This is a genomic window from Alkalicoccobacillus gibsonii (assembly GCF_016798245.1).
Taxonomy (GTDB): Bacteria; Bacillota; Bacilli; order Bacillales; family Bacillaceae_D; genus Alkalicoccobacillus; species Alkalicoccobacillus gibsonii.
The window spans coordinates 463,913-484,273 of the sequence record NZ_JAEUZA010000003.1; the positions used below are offsets into that span (position 1 = coordinate 463,913).

18 protein-coding genes are annotated in these 20,361 nt (G+C 31.2%); all 18 read left to right on the forward strand.

Translation table 11 applies throughout. The features are described from left to right. The first annotated feature begins 3 nt into the window (after nucleotides 1–3). Entirely contained in the window at nucleotides 4–507 is a 504-nt protein-coding gene (locus JNO66_RS13940; RefSeq protein WP_203089033.1) for a hypothetical protein, read from the forward strand. Nucleotides 508–579: 72 nt separating this feature from the next. After that, nucleotides 580–945, forward strand: coding sequence for a cystatin-like fold lipoprotein (locus JNO66_RS13945; RefSeq protein WP_203089034.1), 366 nt, complete (start codon nucleotides 580–582; stop codon nucleotides 943–945). 319 nt (nucleotides 946–1,264) lie between these two features. Further along, nucleotides 1,265–2,017, forward strand: coding sequence for a DNA-methyltransferase (locus JNO66_RS13950; protein WP_273753690.1), 753 nt, complete (start codon nucleotides 1,265–1,267; stop codon nucleotides 2,015–2,017). 33 nt (nucleotides 2,018–2,050) lie between these two features. Then, complete coding sequence (locus tag JNO66_RS13955) at nucleotides 2,051–3,118, forward strand: DNA cytosine methyltransferase (protein WP_203089035.1); 1,068 nt, start codon at nucleotides 2,051–2,053, stop codon at nucleotides 3,116–3,118. Nucleotides 3,119–3,191: 73 nt separating this feature from the next. Further along, on the forward strand, nucleotides 3,192–5,123 hold the full coding sequence (locus tag JNO66_RS13960; RefSeq protein ID WP_203089036.1) for an AAA family ATPase: 1,932 nt from the start codon (nucleotides 3,192–3,194) through the stop codon (nucleotides 5,121–5,123). A gap of 5 nt (nucleotides 5,124–5,128) precedes the next feature. Next, on the forward strand, nucleotides 5,129–6,460 hold the full coding sequence (locus JNO66_RS13965; RefSeq protein WP_203089037.1) for an LlaJI family restriction endonuclease: 1,332 nt from the start codon (nucleotides 5,129–5,131) through the stop codon (nucleotides 6,458–6,460). 92 nt (nucleotides 6,461–6,552) lie between these two features. Beyond that, entirely contained in the window at nucleotides 6,553–9,300 is a 2,748-nt protein-coding gene (locus tag JNO66_RS13970; protein ID WP_210340878.1) for a TrlF family AAA-like ATPase, read from the forward strand. Nucleotides 9,301–9,863: 563 nt separating this feature from the next. Further along, nucleotides 9,864–10,751, forward strand: a complete 888-nt coding sequence (locus JNO66_RS13975) for a hypothetical protein (protein WP_203089039.1) — start codon at nucleotides 9,864–9,866, stop codon at nucleotides 10,749–10,751. A gap of 111 nt (nucleotides 10,752–10,862) precedes the next feature. Then, nucleotides 10,863–11,132, forward strand: coding sequence for a hypothetical protein (locus JNO66_RS13980; protein WP_203089040.1), 270 nt, complete (start codon nucleotides 10,863–10,865; stop codon nucleotides 11,130–11,132). A 960-nt stretch (nucleotides 11,133–12,092) separates the two neighbouring features. Continuing rightward, the gene (locus JNO66_RS13985) at nucleotides 12,093–12,335 is read left to right on the forward strand and encodes a hypothetical protein (protein ID WP_203089042.1); all 243 of its coding nucleotides are present in this window, start codon (nucleotides 12,093–12,095) and stop codon (nucleotides 12,333–12,335) included. A gap of 428 nt (nucleotides 12,336–12,763) precedes the next feature. After that, nucleotides 12,764–13,264, forward strand: coding sequence for a GNAT family N-acetyltransferase (locus JNO66_RS13990; RefSeq protein WP_203089044.1), 501 nt, complete (start codon nucleotides 12,764–12,766; stop codon nucleotides 13,262–13,264). 142 nt (nucleotides 13,265–13,406) lie between these two features. Then, a complete protein-coding gene (locus tag JNO66_RS13995; RefSeq protein WP_203089046.1) occupies nucleotides 13,407–13,847 on the forward strand; it encodes a hypothetical protein in 441 nt (146 codons plus the stop codon). Nucleotides 13,848–14,785: 938 nt separating this feature from the next. After that, on the forward strand, nucleotides 14,786–15,004 hold the full coding sequence (locus tag JNO66_RS14000) for a hypothetical protein (protein ID WP_203089048.1): 219 nt from the start codon (nucleotides 14,786–14,788) through the stop codon (nucleotides 15,002–15,004). A gap of 301 nt (nucleotides 15,005–15,305) precedes the next feature. Next, entirely contained in the window at nucleotides 15,306–15,977 is a 672-nt protein-coding gene (locus JNO66_RS14005) for an ABC transporter ATP-binding protein (protein WP_203089050.1), read from the forward strand. Continuing rightward, on the forward strand, nucleotides 15,974–18,466 hold the full coding sequence (locus tag JNO66_RS14010) for an ABC transporter permease (RefSeq protein ID WP_203089052.1): 2,493 nt from the start codon (nucleotides 15,974–15,976) through the stop codon (nucleotides 18,464–18,466). The genes JNO66_RS14005 and JNO66_RS14010 overlap by 4 nt, the downstream gene beginning before the upstream one ends. Before the next feature lie 299 nt (nucleotides 18,467–18,765). After that, the gene (locus JNO66_RS14015; RefSeq protein WP_203089054.1) at nucleotides 18,766–19,089 is read left to right on the forward strand and encodes a response regulator aspartate phosphatase; all 324 of its coding nucleotides are present in this window, start codon (nucleotides 18,766–18,768) and stop codon (nucleotides 19,087–19,089) included. Between the two features lie 42 nt (nucleotides 19,090–19,131). After that, entirely contained in the window at nucleotides 19,132–19,848 is a 717-nt protein-coding gene (locus JNO66_RS14020; protein ID WP_203089056.1) for a tetratricopeptide repeat protein, read from the forward strand. A gap of 2 nt (nucleotides 19,849–19,850) precedes the next feature. Continuing rightward, complete coding sequence (locus JNO66_RS20825; RefSeq protein ID WP_273753696.1) at nucleotides 19,851–19,982, forward strand: hypothetical protein; 132 nt, start codon at nucleotides 19,851–19,853, stop codon at nucleotides 19,980–19,982. Nucleotides 19,983–20,361: the final 379 nt, after the last annotated feature.

Consider the following 20,361-nt stretch of genomic DNA (forward strand, 5'->3'; position numbering starts at 1 on the left):
AAAATGAAAAAGCAACTGATTGCAGGGTGTGTACTTGCAGGCACATTGGTGGTCTACTTATTGATTCAAAACAGCCACTTGAAACATGAAAATCAGATTTTAATAGAAGAAAGTCGTGCTGAAGACCAAGATATAGTCGTGCCATCTTTTCATGAAGAAGCAAAAACGTCTGCCCAGGCATTTATCAAAGGTTTTTTTGATTATGAGGATCAGCCTGTGAAAGAGAGTGTCGAATCTTATGTGACTCAAGAAGTGTTAAGCCAATTACAGTTTAATAATCATGAAGGGATCGAAGGAAACGAAGATTTACATGTTTCTTCTAACGTCGAAGATTTATCCATTTATTTCGGTCAATCATTAGATGATCGTCAGGAATTACTAGTCTTATTTACGAATCGGATTTCGTTTAACGATGTAGATAGTCGAGCGCAAACGATTATGAAATTAAATATGATTCAACAAGAAGAGAATTGGAAAGTGTATGAATTTTCATTTACTCAATACTAACTTGAAAAAACAGTCAATGATCGGTAAGATGAAAAATAACAGGAAAATATATGGTAAAAAGGAGGAATACACATGAAAAAAGTAATCTTTACTTTATGGTTGATTCCATTCACCATACTATTGATTGCGTGCGGTAATGGGGAGTATGACCAATCTATTGATGATGTTATCGAATTTCATCATGACGATAGAAATGGTATGTTTGCCAGTGCCTATGAGCATGAGATAAGAGAGAACGGTAACATCGTCGTACATGATAATGGTAAGTATATTTTTCTATCTTTTTATGATCCTGAGAACGACATGAGAGAAGGAGATAAATACTATTATGAACGAGCGGGTGAAACTTGGAATAGATTAGAACAATTTGAAGGTCAAGCAATGATAGGAAAGACGCCTGAATATCAAGAACAATTAGGAGAAGAGTTAATTGACTAAAAAACTCTTTTTTTTTTCATGCTTAAGAACTTAAATTTAATTTTGGGTTCTTACATGATAACTTTTAAACAATAATACTATCCACGGAATTGCCTCCTCATAATTACACACCAAAGCACCGCAGATGAGCATTGATTATTCATAATTGATGCTCTAAACATTTAATCCCCCCAAAAACAATTTCGACTCCTTAAATATATCTACTAGTATTTACTGAATCCATGCTTTCGTCCTTGTGTTATAATTTAGTATGGACTAAAATAGAGCAAATGTTCGATTCAGGATTTTAAAAGAGCTTTTTATAGAAAGAGGAGATTCAGTGATTAACGTACCAAACATTTCATTGTTCAAGGGTGATTGTTTAGAAACCCTTTCAAATTTAGATGATAACAGTGTTGATTTAATATTAACGGACCCTCCCTATAATTTGGCTAACTTTATGAAAAAAAGGCAAACTAACTTAAAATTAATGAGAGAAAACTTTTTTGGAGCAGCAGGATGGGACGAGAGTGAAGATGATGATTGGCTAGTTTTTATGAATGAGTTCTTCAAACAATCTAATAGAGTATTGAAGAAAAAAGGTAATATGGTCGTATTCATGTCTTTATTAAGAACAGAATCTCTTGTAAAGATTGCCGAGACTAATAAATTCTATTATAAAACCACAGGAATTTGGCATAAAAAAAATCCGATGCCAAGAAATATGAACCTTCATTTTATAAATTCTACTGAAGCATGGATTCATTTTATTAATGACGGAAGAACAGGAACCTTCAATAATAATGGTAAAGCAATTCATGATTATATTGAAACTTCAATTACTCCTAAAAGTGAAAAAAAGTTTATTTCTCATCCAACTCAAAAACCAATTGCTTTAATGGATCATTTTGTTAAGATTCTCTCTAATGAGGGAGATGTAATATTAGACCCGTTTATGGGAAGCGGATCGACTGGAGTTGCTGCAAAGATTAATATGCGCAGCTATGTAGGATGTGAAATAGAAGATCAATATTTTGAAGGTGCTAGCAAGAGAATCTCGGAGCAGTTAGTTGAAAACAGTTTATTCATATAGTTTTGTTTTAAATTTCTTATAAGGGTGTAAAGAATGTTAAATGTTATTGATTTATTTTCTGGTGTAGGTGGTTTATCCTATGGATTCAAAAAAGCAGGTTACAATATATTATTATCTAATGAGATTGATCCAGTTATAGCGGCGGCTTATAAGAGGAATCATGAGAATGTTCAGATGATAAATGAAGATATAACGAAAATTGAGTTAACAAGCTTTAAACATTTTATTGGGATGACCGATGTAATTGTGGGAGGACCACCTTGTCAGGGGTTTTCTCAAAAGGGGAGAAGAGCATTATTAGAAGATGATAGGAATTATCTTTTCAAACACTTCTATAAAATGGTAGAGTATATTAGACCAAAATATTTTTTGATGGAAAATGTACCAAACATTTTAACAGCAAATAATAAGCATTTCTTTAATCTTATTTATGAATTGTTTTATGATCTTGGGTATCAAATGGACTCTAAAACACTTAATGCTAGTGACTATGGAGTTCCGCAATCTAGAAGAAGAGCTTTTATTATAGGGAAATTTGAGGGGTTTTTAGGGCTTCCAGAATCTAATAATAGTAGTGTAACAGCTTTAGAAGCTATTAGCGATTTAGCTTTTCTTAATTCTGGAGAAGGTCAAGAAATTCAAGAATATAGACTTAAACCAGTAAACGAGTATCAGCGTTTATTAAGAGATGATATGAGTGAATTGCGTAATCACGTAGCTACAAACCATTCAAGTTTAGCGATCGAGAGAATGAAACTTATACCTAAAGGAAAAGGAAGAGAAGTATTACCTAAAGAACATCTAACTAAATCAATTTATAGTGGTACGTGGGGCAGAATCTTAGAAGATAAACCTTCAGTAACAATTACAACAAGATTTGATACTCCTTCTTCCGGAAGATTTACTCATCCTTATCTTAATAGGGCAATTACAGTAAGAGAAGCAGCTCGACTGCAATCTTTTCCCGATTCCTTTATTTTTTATGGACCTAAAACATCTCAAATGAAACAAGTCGGGAATGCTGTTCCACCAATTCTAGCTTATGAGATAGCAAAAGCGATCCGAAGCGACATTATGAAAAAAGAAATAATATCTGTATAAGTAAATAGAATTACTTAGGGTACACGCTTAAGTAATTCTATTTTTATATAGTTATACATAAGGGGTTGATTATTTGTTTCCGAAAGAAGTAACAGATTTTAAGAAAGTAGAGTTAAAATTAGCTATAAAATCTTCAATACCAAACTTAAAACCGTTATTAAGTATAGTTTTTACATTGTGGAAAGTGACTGGTGAATTAGGTAATCTAAGTTTCTCAGAAAGTCAAGATAACAAAATAGTTATAAAAAAAGAAATAAAGGATGAAATAAAAAACTATTTCCAAAACGAATTAGAGAAAACATCATTAGATGAAAATGAATTTAGTGAAATACTAGATGAGAATAATCTAGTGAAAAGTCAAATAGAAGCTCTACAAGTAAGCTTGGGGTTAATTTGGAGAGTAAGTAATGTAGTTTTTGAAGATGAAAAATTAAACTTCTCCTCTGAGAGACAAGGGGGAATTAGACATAAGAAAATACTCAAATTTACAAAAGTGATGGATCAATTAGATTTATTAATAAGTATAAAAGAAGAAGAATTTAAAAAGGTACTCTTTTATTGGTTAACAGATAAAGAAAGTGATTTTGAGGATATTTTTCAAGAGAAATTAATAAAAGCTTTTACACATTTTTCTGAAGAAGCGATCTTCAGACTGCAAATAGATAAAGAAACAGATATAAAGTTCATGTTAAATGGAATTTATCAACAAATCACTGACCATAACTCTAGAATAGATATAGCAACTGGAATAGAGCCTAAAGGTTCTTTACGGATTCTTCAGAATATACTTAAAGATAATTTGAACTACTTCCTCCAAAAAGATAGTAAACAAACACACCTAAAAAGTGCAGTTAATGTAGCGAGCCTAAACGAGTACTCTGAGAGGATTAACAATTATCTACCTCTTACAAATGTAAAACTTGAAATAATTGAACCACAGGATCAAAATGAGCCGTTACCAGCTGAGAAAATAGATAAGCCTTATAACAGAATAATATATGGCGCTCCTGGAACAGGTAAAAGCTTCCTTCTTAATCAAGATAGAAAAGACTTTCAAGAAAATTTCAAAAGGGTAACTTTTTATCCGAATTATACTTACTCTCAATTTATTGGGACATATAAGCCCATTCCAATTTATAAAGAGCACCTAGAATCTCATAGATTTACAAAAGATATTATTAAAAGTGAAGATATAAATAGGTTGAACGAGATAAATGAAGAGTATAAAGATTTCTATCCTATCGTTAATGAAACTTCTATTACATATGAATATGTACCAGGACCATTTTTAAAGATATTAGTTGAAGCTATAAAAGATCCAACAAAAAACTATTTATTAATAATTGAGGAAATAAACCGCGCTCAAGTTTCTACAGTATTTGGTGATATTTTTCAGTTATTGGATAGAGATGAAAATGGAAAAAGTGAGTACGCGCTTACAATTTCAAATGATATGAAGAATTATTTACGTCGAGAAGAATTAGAATTAGATGAAATCTATCTACCAGGTAATTTTTATATATGGGCAACAATGAATAGTGCTGATCAAGGTGTGTTCCCATTAGACACAGCATTTAAAAGAAGATGGGATTTTCAATATTTACATTTGAATGATGGGGAAAGACTTATTGAAAAAGAAGTAGAGATAGGGTATTTATCTAAAAAGAATTGGAATAATTTTAGGAAAGCTTTAAATGATTTTTTATCTAATGTAGGAGTAAGAGAAGATAAGCTGATAGGGCCATTCTTTATAAATCCAAATATATTAGATAACCCTATAAAATTTCAGGAGCAACTTAAAAATAAATTATTTATGTATTTATATGATGACGTTAACAAATTTACTACAACAAAATTGTTTGTTCAAGATGTAGTTAAGTTCTCTGACTTACTAGATATTTACAATAATAATGAGCCTATTTTTGATTCCTTGTTTGATGATAAATTAAAGCTAATAGAAGAAGAAAAAGAAAAGAATGAAGGCAATGAATCTATTGAGGAGTAACCACTATGCTAGGACCTTTTTTCCTTAAGGAACTTGTACCATACTCTAAAGAATACTTGGAGACGACTTTTAAATTAAGTAAATTTAAATTGAGTGAGCTTCTTGATGATTTACTGGAAAGAAAAATCATTAAAAAAATAGGTAAAGATCTAATCGTTTTTAGATATGTTGGACTTCTTGAATTTTCAAGTAGCATCTTGTTTGTGTATCCTAAATATATACAGAGAATTGATTTGAATAAGAGCTTACAACTGATTAGAGTGTTAAGTGTGTACTCTAAAAGAGAGAATTTAGATTATACTGAGCTAGACACTCTAGGTATAAGCACTTCAAATAACGATATGAATTTAATTCCATTAGTTGATTTCTTTCATAAAGATTATTTTGAGAATGGTCTTTTTAGTAGTCAAAAACAGATATATAAATTAAACGGGCATAATGAAATAGATTGGGACAAAACAATAGATGAAACATATGCTTATAAGTTTAATGAAAATCTTGTATATTTAAATTATTTTACTAAAGAATTCGCTTCAAACGAACTTAACATTATAACACTAGTACACAAACAGATCTTACGATTGTGTTCAAACTACCTGCAGAAAAGTGGGTTAAGTTATTTTTTAGAGTATGAGCCAATATCTTTTATTGATGAAGAGATAGATTTAAATTCAAACATTATATTTCTTCTTAACCAAGAATTGAAAGTTCAATATAACGATAGAAATATTATTCTTATTTTAAATATGATAAATTTTATAAACAGAAATAACTCTAATAGTAGTAAAAGTTCTATAAGGGTTTTCGGAACAAGATATTTTCATATCGTATGGGAGAAAATATGTAGTTATGTATTCTCAAATAATGTTTCTCTAATACAAAAAGAAATAGATAAACCTATCTGGGAGGATAAATACGGAAACAAATTAACTTCAAAACGAACTTTAACTCCCGATATAGTAACTGATTTTGCAATGGGGGATGAAAGATATTTAGCAATTTTGGATGCTAAATATTATAATTTATCATTTGAAAAAAGTAAGTTTGAAGACAAAAATCCTAAATTGGAAGATGTCACAAAACAATATCTATATGAAATGGCTTTGAAGAATTATTCTATATCAAAAGATTTATCAAATAAGATTAATGCTTTTCTAGTTCCTAAAGAAGGACAAGAATTTGTATTATCTGGAAAAGTTTCTTTGGGATTTATGAGAGAGCTAGGAATTAATGATATTGATATTCATAGCATACCTGCTGAATATATTTACAATTTATATATATCAAATAAAAAAATATCTACTGCGGACATGTACGATATATTAGTTCAGAGATAATTTATTCTATTTACTAGAGCAAAAATAACATAAAGGAATTTAATCTATTTATATCATTCATTAATTTAAGGAAAAGGACTGATTAGATGGTAATGGTAGGTAATAAATGGTTTAAGTGTGATTTACATTTACATACTCCCGCTAGTCTTTGCTTTAGAGATAAAAATGTAACGGCAGAAGAATGGATTACTCGCTGTGTTGAACAAGAATTAAAATGTGTTGCTATTACTGACCATAATACCGGTGAAAGTATAGATGCTTATAAAAAAGTAGGTAAAGATAATGGAATAATTGTCTTTCCTGGGGTCGAGCTTACGTATGGACCTAATGGTGTACATCTTTTGATTTTATTTCCGCTAGAATTTACTACTCAAGATGTAGAAGATTTTCTTATATCTGTTGGAATAAATAGATCTAATTTTGCTAGTCAAGATGCTTGTTCTCCTAGAGAATTCGCTGAGATTCTTAGAATCGTAACGGAGAAAAATGGAATTATAATTCCTGCTCATGTAGATGAATATAAAGGATTACAAGAGTTTTCTTTAGCTTATATAAAAGATATATATGATAACCAAGCTATAAATGGTGTACAAGTTGCCAACAAGGTTATCTATGACTTAGGAGAACAAGCTTCTAAACAAGACAAAAAAGAAGCGATAATGGAGTTGAATAGAAAATATAAGAACGACAATTTTACAGAAGATGTTCTTAAAAGTTGGTCCCATCCTGTTAAGGAAGCTATAAAGAGTAAAAAAGCAATATTAACATTTTCAGATAATCCACATGGAGAAGGAGATACTCAACATGGAATTCAAGGTATTGGTACTAGATATACTTGGATAAAGATGGATGGAGATCCATCTTTAGAATCCCTCAAACAAGCCTTGCTTCTAGCTGATCTAAGAATTAGATCTGATTTTGAATCGAATAAGACATCGTTTAATACCCCGAATTTATTGTTAGAAAGATTAATTGTAGAAAATTCTAATTTAAATAATGATAAGTTCGAAGTGAATTTTAGTTCTCAAATGAATTCAATAGTAGGTGGGAGGGGTACGGGTAAATCAAGTATAGTCAGGTTCATTAGGGGAATACTTAATAAAAATGCAGAATTGAAAGACTTTGATAGTATACTAACTGATCAACAAAGTTTTTACAGCAAAACAGGTGGTGTATTTAACGAGAAGACAAGAATTGAGTTGATAATACAGTTTAATGGAAATAGATTTAAGATTGTATCTGAAAATACTCCCCAAAAAAGGTTTGTATACAAATTTAATAATGATCAATCTAAGTGGGAGTTAACGGACGAAGAATATATAAATAAGTACTTTAATAAGACTGAAATTTATTCACAAAAACAGATTTATGAGATTGCTGTTACACCAAATGCTTTAAGGGATAAAATTGACGAAGAGCCTAACATTAAAGAATTAAAATTGCATGTAGGAAAGCTAGAAATTGAATTTAGAAACTTGCTGGCTGAAAAGAGAAAATTAGATAAAGAAATCAAAGAAAAAAATGGTCTCATGATAGAAAAAAAAGAGCTAGAAGCAAGGCTACATAAATTAACAAGTAGTGACTATAAGGATGTTATTGATAAGTACAGCTTATTAGAAGAGCAAAGAAAAATAAGTTCTGAATTCGCAGATACATTGAATAAAAAAATAAAGGAAATAAAGAGTAATTTTGAAGAGATAAAAATAAAAAAACAATTTGATAATAGTATTATTAAAAATTCCGACCTCACTAGAATTTTAGATGAGACAAAGGGAGATTTTAATGAATCAACCAACTTATTCTCTAGAGATTTGAACCATGTATTAACAGGTATTGTAAATGAATTCATAATCGACTTGGAAAACTCTGAGTGGAAAAAAATAAGCCTGGAAATTGAAAAAGAATATAAGGATTTAAAATCAGAACTAAAACCTGATGAAATTGAACAAGTTAATCTACTACCAGAGTTAAACATAGAACTAAGTAAATTAAATGATCGTATAAATGAATTAGATTTAAAAGAAAAAAAATCTAAAGAAATTAAATCGAAGATCCTAGAACTCCTCAAAAAATATATGAGTGCTTGTGAGAATGTAACATTAAAAAGAAGAAGTTTCTTGAAAACTGTGATGAATAATAATGATAATGTTAGAATTGATGTTATTCCAAACAGAGATTTTAAATATTTAACTAATGAAATTAGAAGAATTATACAAAGGAAGGATGGCTTCGTAGGCGATCTTGAAAGCATCGTTGAGAATCTATCTAAAAATCCAGGTTCATTAGAAAAATTTAAGAAAACTGTGTTGAATGTAAATAAAGGAACTGATGAAACGAGTTTTAGCGGTCGTTTTAGAAGTGTGATAAAAGGTTTGAATAATGAACAAATTGAAGATATATTATTACTCAATATTGAAGATGAAATCAGGGTTCAATATAGAAAGAATAAAAATAGTAATTATACGGCACTATCCTCTGCTTCAGCGGGGCAAAAAACTTCGGCTATTTTAACATTCCTTTTATCTTATGGGAACTCTCCATTAATTTTAGATCAGCCAGAAGATGATCTGGATAATCAGCTGATTAATCATTTAATAGTTGAGAGGTTATTAAGTTCTAAAGAGAAAAGGCAAGTAATTGTTATCACTCATAATGCGAACATACCAGTGAATGGTGATTCAGAATGGGTAATTTGCTTAAATTCTGAGTCGAAAAATATTGAGAAATTAGTTAATGGTTCAGTTGACAATGAAGAGGTTAGAGAAAAAATCTGTGACGTCATGGAGGGAGGTATTGATGCTTTTAAAATGAGAGCAAGCAGATATGGTTTTAAATCATGATCAATTTAAACATTTGATCAGGAATAAAACCGAATTTTCAATCGATTATTAATTTTAATGTTCGTATTTTTTGGAGATTTTTTTTCCTATCTCTTTCCAAAATTCATTGAATTTAATCTAAATATATACGATGTTGATACTTTAATAGAGTATGTAAGCGTATAAATACCCATTATCACCTATACACAAATTTGAGGGCTTAGTGAGTTTAAACTCGTGGAGGCTAAAGACCCTCTCAACTGCACCGTATTGGTACTAAGGCTATTTAGCTTTGGTGCTTTTTTATTTGTAGTAAATTCAATATATTTTTTTGGAAGGATAAAGTACGAAGAATAGATATATTATGCAGTTGAATTTGTTGTGAATAATTGGAAATAATCTAATATCAAATCAACCCTTCATTAAATCATTGTCTAGTCTTAAAGTTTTATAGACATTTTTATTTTGTAATAAAAAGGATCTAAACTAAACCATTTTCTCAAAAAGGTAATTTAAGGTTGAACAAATATGAGACAAAATGTAACAATAAGTATGTATCACAAAACGGAAGGATTTGATTAAGTATGAAAAAGATTACATCTGGTTTAGTTGCAAGTGGTCTAATTGCTTTTGGGAGTTTTAATGTTGCTCAAGCAGAAAGTAATGATCGAGACTACCTTGTAGAAGAAAAGGGGTTTGATTCAGAATTTATTGAGGGTGCCCATGATGAAGTTATTGAGGAATTAATCGAAAATGATTCTGTTCCAGTTGAACTTGATATTGAAAGAGTATCTATCTATCATAGTTTAGATGGTAAGAGTTATGAGCAAACTGAAGATAATAAAGAAGAAATTGATGAGATTCGAGAAAGAGATATTAAATTACATAATGAAGAAAATCCAGAAGAACAGATTCAAGTTGACCAAGGAATGTCAATAATGAATGATTGGAATACTCAGGTGAATTTTGGGAGTTTCCTTGGTGGAACTAATATTGCTTATTTTGGTAAGGTAGGTAATGAACACGAATATAAAATTTTTGGACAGTGGATGTACGATAGTCCAGTAGGTTCATATCTAGGTTACGACACGCTAGCTTTAACTTGGGGGAACAAATTAACTGGAATTGCGGGTTCTGAAACTTCTTATGCGTGGACTAAAAATTTATATGCTGATGGTTATGAATATAGAGATGCATCTCATAATATTAGTGTAACTCCTGAGATGTATGGTGCTTATGCTGAAATAAGTACAAATACTTCAACTGAACAAGGAGCAGAATTTGGATACGAAGTAAGAGTACCAGATAGATATGATGGAGATACAGAAAGTGTAATAACAGGATGGGCTCACCCTTATTTTAATGGTTCAGTAGGAGTAAACATTGGTCCAGGATCTATTAATTTTGACAATTTTACAGGTGATGAAGAACAATGGAGAACGAACTTTACTATTGGGGGATCTCCAAACTAATATTCCACTATAAATAAAAGACCTTTCTTACAAAGAAGGTCTTTTATATTTAATTAAAGCTGGAATCAATATATAATAGAATTTTCTAATAATGTTTGGAGGAATTAGAACGTGTTGAAAAAGATAAGCTTATTATTACCTATCGCAGTGCTAGTTGCATGTAATTATGACATAAATGGAGCTGCAATGGTACAAATCACAGAAAGGTTTGAGGATGAAGATGATTATCACATTAAAGTTAAAAATCAAGGTAACGAGATCTATACACTTGAAGTAGATGAGAACGTGTTTAACCTTATTGAAGTAAAGGCAGAATATTATATTACATATAAGATTGATAAAGATAGAGTTGGTATTCTAGAGACTATTGAACCTAAATAAATGTAGGGAATTTACGAACGGAGAGTCTCATTTACCAAAGTGAAAAATATGGTTGATATTACTGATTACTATTCGGGTAATATATATTTTTTTGTTATTCTCCGTATTATTATGAAAATTACCTTTCTTGAATACGCATAATGTGGCGGTATTGAAAGAAGTTATCAACAAATTCTAACTAATTATAGCTTCTGTTGTATATTTGTAGATGTCTGTCGTTATTATTGCTAATGCAGGTTTAGCTCTATTAGTATGAAAAAGATAGAATAGTAGTATGATTACATCTGAAAAATATCATGAATATATTTAAATTTAGCTATTGTAGAACCAACCAGTTTTACTCCAAAATGATGAGAATATATACAATAGTACGTAATATCAAGCGATGAATGTACACATACCAAGGATTTGTTCCCCACAATACTCATTCTCGTCATTGAGGGATTAGTGAGGGTAAACTATTTAAGTTTTAACTCCTTTCAACCGAATAATGGACATAAACGAGTACCAAGCCTTTTGAGCTTTGGTGCTTTTTTATTTTAGAGTGAAGTGCATTAGTTTTAAATTTCAATTTAAGGGGATAGTTGGTTATAAATTTATATAAACATGGAAGGAGAGATTTATATGAATTATACATGGAAAGAAAGAAAAAATTTCAGTAACCTAGGTACAATATACAGCACAGTGCCTGCTTCTATAATCATTGTGATCCTTTCATTTTTTGATATTATTCACATCTCCAATACTCTTAGGTTTTTACTTATACTCGTTGTAGTCGTAGGTATTACTGTTTTTTTCGTTAGACATAAAGGTACAACAACCCGTCTACACAAAAGGAACTAATCTAGACTTATCATTACTCATCTATAAAAAGAGTTTTTTAAAACAGTAGGAAATCAGTATGGCGAAAATGATTCAGCACTGACGACTTATTCTATTTTAGACAGAGGAGAGAATGGTTTGAGTAAACTAATAATGGGTTCTACTTTTATAGTTGTTGGGGTTTTAATGTACCTTGGGATATTCATAGTTACTGCAACAGTACTCGCTAATTTAGTAAATGGACTTAATCCTGAAGATGTATTAAGAGAAACTTGGTTATATTACCCTAAACATTACATAGCAGCACTAGCATTAATTATCATTGGAATTCTTCTATGGGGATGGCATATTGCAGATAGTATTAAATCTTCAACGAAATAAACAAGTAAGATTTATTCAGTAACAAATTTTAGCTATAGATATAGAAGGTGTAAGAGTTGCAGAAGGATATGATTTTGTTCGTAATTAAGGTAAAAGAGATTGCCATTTTACTCCACAATAACTAAAGGTCATACAAAAGCATGGAATACATAATAAGAGAGCGTACTTCTACCAAGAGTTTGTACCTCACAGCACCCATTCTCGTCATTAAGGGCTTAGTGAGGTTAAACTCGTGGAGGTTCGACTCCTCTCAACCGCATACTAATAGTACTAAGGCTCTTAGAGCTTTGGTACTTTTTATTATGCTATTAATATTCTTAAAATAAGTCCTGTGGAATTAATTTGAATGTTATAATAAAGGAAATTGACCGAATATTGTTATTTTAACGTGCTTATTAATATATTGTTTAAAGAGAGGAGTTAAAAAATTGATTGAACTGCAAAAAATAACTGAGGATAACATAGATGAAGTTACATCACTTGAAGTTGGAGAAGACCAGGAAAATTTAATAGAAACTAATAACCTGAGAAGCATTGCAGACGCATACGTATTGAACGCAGATAGAATACCAGCGATTCCGTATGCCATTTATGCCGATGGAGTTGTGGTGGGTTTTTTGATGTATATTTATGATATGACGGATCATGAATCATTTCAAAATGAAGTTTTTTACGGAAAAAAAACCTATTTCATTTGGCATTTTATGATTGGGAAGAGTTTTCAAGGGAAAGGATATGGCAAGCTTGCCTTTGAAAAAATGTTGGCGGATATTGAAACTATGCCATTCGGAGAAGCAGAATATGTAGGCCTCTTTTATCGAACGAGTAATGTCATAGCAAGAAAATTATATACTTCATTTGGTTTTGTGGATACAGGTATCATTCAGGATAATTCTATGCATGCGGTGAAGACATTCGACATGGGGTGAGAAAGTAATGAAACTTAGTATAATGATAAAAGTAAACAATGAGAAAAAAGCTCATATTGAGAATGAGCTTTATAAATATAACTTAGCCCATTTTCCTAAAGACTTAAGAGATAGGTAGAGCAATTAACTGGGGATGTGAGAAATGAAAAAGCTAATTATTTGTATCATTATAATTCTCTCTATAATAATTTTATTTATAACAGTGAATTCGAACAGATATGAAACTGTTGGAGATATATTAGAAGACATTGAAAAAGACTATGGAAAGATAGTTAGCTTTTTAATTGTTAAAGATAATTATGATGAAACTCGTAAAAGAGAACGATATGGTGTTGTAGGTGATGATACTAACAATTTTAGAGAAGATGTTTCGAAATTAGAGATTGAAGCTTTTAATGGATCGAATATGGAAATCCTGTACCCCGTAATTATCCATACAAAAACAGAAGAAGGTTTTGCTCAATTAAGATTATCTATCTTTAATGGAGGACTTAAATTCGATGGTAAAGAATATAATTTTGAAGATCCCGATGATTTCCAAGAAATAATAGATCGAGTTATAGATGAATATCCTTATGAGTAAGACCAAAAATAGGATAGTACTATCATGTAATAATACGTGTAATATTCTGAAGATAGATGGTTTTGTTGTTATTTAATTAAAAGGATCTCCAGTTTTACTCCATAATAATTAGATAACATACAAAAGTGTGGAATACATAATAAATAGTGTACTTATACCAAGGGTTTGTACCCCACATCACGCTCTCTCGTCATTGAGGGCCTAGTGGGGTTAAACCCGTGGAGGTTCGAGTCCTCTCAACCGCATATAAGAAAAACGTTAAAGTATCAAGGCTTTTAGAGCTTTGGTGCTTTTTTTTATCTCAATCTTAAAAGGTTTGATATTCACCACATATTCACCACACCCTGCTAAATAGTAGTGAGTTCAGGTATGAGAGCGAGTTCTTCAATTAAATTGATTAATGTTCATAGATTATTTATAGTTCGTGTTTTGGTTTTTCACCAAAATACTAAAGGTTATTGCTTAAATTTAATTATAAATAATGTATAATGGAATTAAATACTATTTTAAAGAAGGGATTCTTTTAATGAGTTCTCTGACTACTTCTTCATTTTATGCTATATACACTTTAAGTACAGCGGAACAGTTGGATTTAATTTATTCTAAAGATGGATTATTAAATTTGGGAAAAGTTCTTGAAAGTATGAACGAAAAAAAAAGCACCTATAAATGATGATGGAACACTCGACGGTGAAGGTTTTGTTAAACCAGAATATATTAACAATGAGTCAATTACTACTTACTGTTCATCTAGTGGAAGTCTTGGATATTTTTACGAAGCTAAATACTATCATGATGATTTAGTCACACATAAACAGAAGCATCATTATTTTAGCAAATCTCGAGCTATCATAACAGCAGACAGTGATTTAATTATTCAGTTCGATAGTGCTAGTGAAGAGGTAACTAAAGGTCAAATCAAAGCTTTATTTGAGAATATGGGTTTTCAATCTTCTGTCTTTAAATTTGATGATGAACTTTTAAGAAAAATACAAAATAAATATAAATGGTCTGCAGTGACAGCAGAGGGGGCAGAGGTAAATTCCCATCCGATTTCAGATGATTCTGAAATGAAACTCATGGCTTTTGAAACGGGTGTAAATCTTCATATTCCATCTACTATAAGAGGAATAAATACTAATCCAGCAATACACTAAGTTTTTCAGGTGATAGAAATGGAAGCAATCAATATAGATGGACGTTTGTCCCAGGTGATGGTGGTAGAACACAAACAGGAGCTACTGGAGCGACTAGTCGTTCTATCTCCCATACTTATTCTTTAATTAATAGAGACCACGCAGTTTATAGTGTACAAGGATCTGCCACTGGTTATTCTCATGCAACTTCAAGAAAATCAGTTACTCACCGTCGATAAAATATAACTAATAATCTAAGAAGCAACTAATTATAGTTGCTTCTTAAATAATTATTACATTCAGTTTATTAGGAGAAATAATAATGATTCTTTTAAAAAATGTTAGATTAACCTATCCTTCAACGTCTCTTACCATTTTAAATGATGTGAATATTCATATAGCTGAAGGAGAATGGGTATCTCTTATTGGTCCTTCAGGGTCAGGTAAGACATCTTTCTTAAAAATAGTATCTGGTTTAGTTGAATGTACAGAAGGTGTTGTACATATTAATGGAATGAATATAAAAGAACTATCAATTAATAAAAGACATGAATTTATACGTAACTACATATCAACTGTATATCAACAATTTCGACTTCTTCCTCAATTTACAGTTGTTGAAAATGTAGTACTGCCTTTAATACCTTATATAAAACAAAAGAAAGAGCTTGAAAATAGAGCACTAGAGCTAATTGAAAAAGTAGGATTAAGTCATCGTATTCATCATTTTCCTTATCAACTATCAGGAGGAGAGCAACAAAGAGTTGCTATTGCAAGAGCGCTTGTGTCAGACCCATCCATTTTGTTATGCGATGAACCTACAGGAAATTTAGATACGAAAAATAGAGATAGTATCTTAGATCTATTAAGTCAAATACATAAAACCGGTAAAACAATTCTCTTAGCTACGCATGACAATGTAGTGGCAAAAAGAGGGGATTCTGTTATTACTTTTGAAGACGGAGCTGTATATAAAGGAGTAATGTCTCCATGATTCATTACAGTTGGAAATCAATAAAGAATAATAAGAAATCATCCTTTTTAATTATCTTTTCTCTAATAGCTATCTTTATTACTGCACCCATAACTATTTCCGCTTTGTTTGAGATTCAATCAAATGTTGATGACAATATTCAAGAATACGCGAGAGGAAGCTATGATATACTTATCCGACCAACAGAGTCCCAAACAAAGGTAGAGAAGTTGCTGGGTAAAGTCGAAGAAAATTATTTGAGTTATGGTGAAGGCGGTATTTCCTTAAATGAGTGGGAAAAGATTAAGAACTTAAAGGATGTTGAAATTGCAGCTCCTGTAGCATCACTCGGTTATTTTACTGGTGAAGATAAAACATTATCCTTGGCATATCCATCTACTAGTAGTTATATTGACCTAACATTCTCAACTTTTGACGGAGTAAATGAATACACATTTCCTGATAAGAGCGGATATTTTTACATGTTAGAGCAGGATAACGTCTATGACAAATTTGATTTTTATGGTGAAAGTGGGCTTTCTACTTATGTAATGGGGACAAAACCCATATTCCTTATACCTACCACATACCACTTAACAGTCGGAGTAGATAAGGAAGAAGAAGAAAAATTGACAGGTATTAACCTATCTGCTCTAGATAATCAGATACCGGTACACCTTAAAGATAATTATGATTATTTAGAGGTTAAAAGAGATATACCTATAATTTCTTTAGCAGACTCTTTTATACCACTCATGGGGCAAGCTAATGTGTTTGAACTTGAATGGAATATTGAAGAAACTTTAGAATTAAAAGAACAAATGGATATTGAAGAAGATACTCCCTTTTTCCTTTCTGAACAATATAGTACAATGCCGGATATATTATCTAACATCAAACGTATATCGGAACAAAATTTTGAGATCCCCCTATTCAATTTTATGAAACCATTCTTTTATGATCCTCTTTCATTTGAATATGACGGAACTTTTAGTGAAGAGCTTAATTTTTCATTTGGAATTACTGAAACATCAAAATTTTATTCTACTCGACCAATTGATTATGATATTGGTGAGGATGGGATTTTAGTAGCGCAAAAAGTAGGGTCAGATTCAGGGGTACCAACTTATCGAGAGGTTGTAGAACATGGAGCATCTACTTATGAATACTTCGCCTCAGAAAACGAAACTGAAATACCTTTTTTACTCTATCCAGTCGGGACTTTTACAACTCAAAATTACCAAGATTCATTAGCTTCAAGTCCATTGGGTATTTATCAGCAAGCTCCTTCTGTTACAGCCGAAGAAGGTGTTACTCTACACGAAACGATTACTCCAGGGAGCTTTGTTAGTTCACCGGCTCATGGAATTATGTCACTGGAGGATGCTGCTTATATTAAGGGAGATAATCCTATTGATGCAATTCGACTTAAAGTAGGTGGGGTTGCTGGTTACAATGAAGAAGCAGAGAAAAAAATAAATGAAGTGGTTGTAGCTATTTCTAAAATTGGTGATTATGATATTTCAATAGTAGCTGGAGCATCACCTTCTAATATTGTATTGAATGTGGAAGATATAGGGTTAGTCGAACAGGCATGGACGAGTCTAGGGGCAGCAGCAACAATTTCAGATGGATGGAACACGACTAATCAATTAATATCAGGGTTATTTATAACCATTAGTTTTTTGTATGTGTTAAATCAGGGGTTATTTAAAAAGTATGCCAAAACAGATGAAACTGCTACACTGCATGCTCTTGGGTGGGCAAGTAATAACATCAAACGATTTCATTTAATGGAAAGTTATTTATTGATATTATTTTCTATTGTGATTTCTGCTATCTTTTTAATAAGTTTCTATATTATTGAATTTATTGAAGTGCTTACATTAATAGTATTTATAGTGGTGGGTTTGATAACTTCGTTAATCACTTGGTTGAATCTAACGTTTACGAAGCGAAAATCTTTTGAAAAGTTTGAAGGAATTAAATTTAAGAGAACTTGGCTTAGGAATATCTTTTTTTATAAAAAACTCTTGTCCATTTCAGTCCTACAATTAATTTGTGCCTCTCTATTAGTTAATTTTATTCCAGTTATAATATACTTAACTAATCAAGAGACGGGAGAGACTAGTTTAGGAGTCCATATTAATGATATTATTTTCTTTTTAGTTATTATAGTTCTTGGCGCTACCCTCTATTTAGTAACTACGACTATTATGGAAAGTATCTATTCTTTTCTTAATATTAGAAAAAAAGAGATCGTCACATTAAGAGATGTTGGGTGGAGGCTAAAGGACGTTAGAAATGTATTTATGAAGGAATTTCTTGCTTGGATTATTCCATCTCTAACACTAGGAATGATAATTAACTTATTGATTTTTCAGTTTTTGTTTACTGTATCATTAGGAGTTATTTTTATTTCATTGGTTATCACAATAGCTCTTTCCTGTGCTAGCTTTATAATAGCACTGACTGTTGTTAGAAGAACTTTAAAGACATTACAAGTTTAGATTTTGAGACTTATCTAGCGTTAAATATTACTCATAACCTCAATTAGAGTTCACCCTTAAGCAATATAAAATACAAACATTTATAAGTTTAGTAGAATGTCTGCAAGGTAATTGAATATTATTAGGGGGAGTAAATACCGAAATGGTGTTTACTTTTTTTGATTGCAAAGAATAGTGTTATTTATGCCCTAGTATATGATTATCATTTTACTTGGGAAATACAGTTAGGTATGGAATTGATAAGAGCTCATGATTTATAATTGTAAAAAAGATGGTAGACAGTCAGGAGAGGATTCAACATGGTGAATGCAATTGCTTCACACACTATAGGGTCGAAATGTGTGCAGTGGTATAGTTGTATCGTATCAAGAGATATTGAACATGCTGTTGAATTGAAAATAGAAATTGATAAACTTATAAAGAATCACAAAAAAGATGATAGTGTTTTAACGTATTATGAATTAGTAAATTATCGTCATGGATTATTGATGGAAGATGTTCAAAAGAGATTAAGTATTCCTGAGGATGAAGTCCTTGAATTGACTCAAAGTGATCTATTATTAAAATATATGTACTACTTTTTTTCTGGTCAAGATGAATTCTATAACGGGAATTACAAATAGGCAGTTAAGTTATTTAACATAGCTGCTAAGTTAATAGATCATGTGGATTCTAATTTTGAACGTGCTGAATTTTTCCATCGCATGGGCGTAGTGTATTATAGACTGAATCAGTATGCTGTTGCTACTTCTTATATAGAGCAGTCTAAAGAAATATTTAAACTGGGGTTAGACCAGACGGAAAAAGTTTTAAATTGTGATTTAGTCATTGGTTGCATGTATTCGGAGTTACATAATTTTAAAAGTGCCGATGGAGTTTTTCTGAACGCAATTGAACAATCTAAAGATTTTCTTATAACTAGAGCATTATTGCTACGTGCTTATGGGTGGAATCTAATTCGTCAAGAGCAATTAGAAGAAGCAGAACGAACTATGTTTGAGGCTCTTAGTATTAAAGAACATGAGACATCTTATGTTGGTGCAAAGACTAAATCAGATTTAGCCAATATATTATTAAGGTTAGGAAAAACCCAGCAGGGAAAAGAGTTGTTAGAAGAAGCTGAAACTGAGATATTCAGTAATAAAAATGTAGAGTATATGGCTAGGAATTTGATAACCAGAAGCTTGTACATAGATTTCGACATAAGTGGAGTTGAATCAGCAATTCAAGAATTAATAGAAAAGGACTACTATTTTGAGGTATTTGAAGTGTCAGAAGAAATTTCGAAATACTTCGAACATAAAGAGAACTTCGAGCAGTCAATGAAGTATTTAAAACTGGCACTTAGAATGCATATAAAACAATCTGAAATGGGGGATTAGTTATGAAGAAAACACTACTAGCATTATTTATTCTTAGCTCTCTATTGGCAGTGGGTTTAACGGATTATCAATTTCAAGATAATAGAGCACTTAATGTTCAAACAACTTCAAGTAAAGGCGATGTAGCGACCTAAAATAAATACGAACATTTAATAGTAGTAATTGATTAAATATCCGTATTTAATTTTTTGTTAGAAGTCGCCTAAAACTCTCCAATAGATTTGAAAAGTGATGAAAATATACGGAAACACTGTGTTCACATGCTGATAGATTAATGTTATGCAATTCCTAACACCGATCCGCAGAATTGATGGCTTAGTGAGGTTAAGCTCGTGGAGGTTAGACTCCTCTCAACCGCATCATAATAAGGTTGTAAATGCTGAAAACTAATAAAGATATTACTTCACCAATTCTTCACCACGTTAATTAAAAATGGACGATTTTATAAGAAATGGGCGCAAATGAGTGCAAGTATTGTGCGTGTTTGCAGCTGATAACACGTTTCCACGGCAT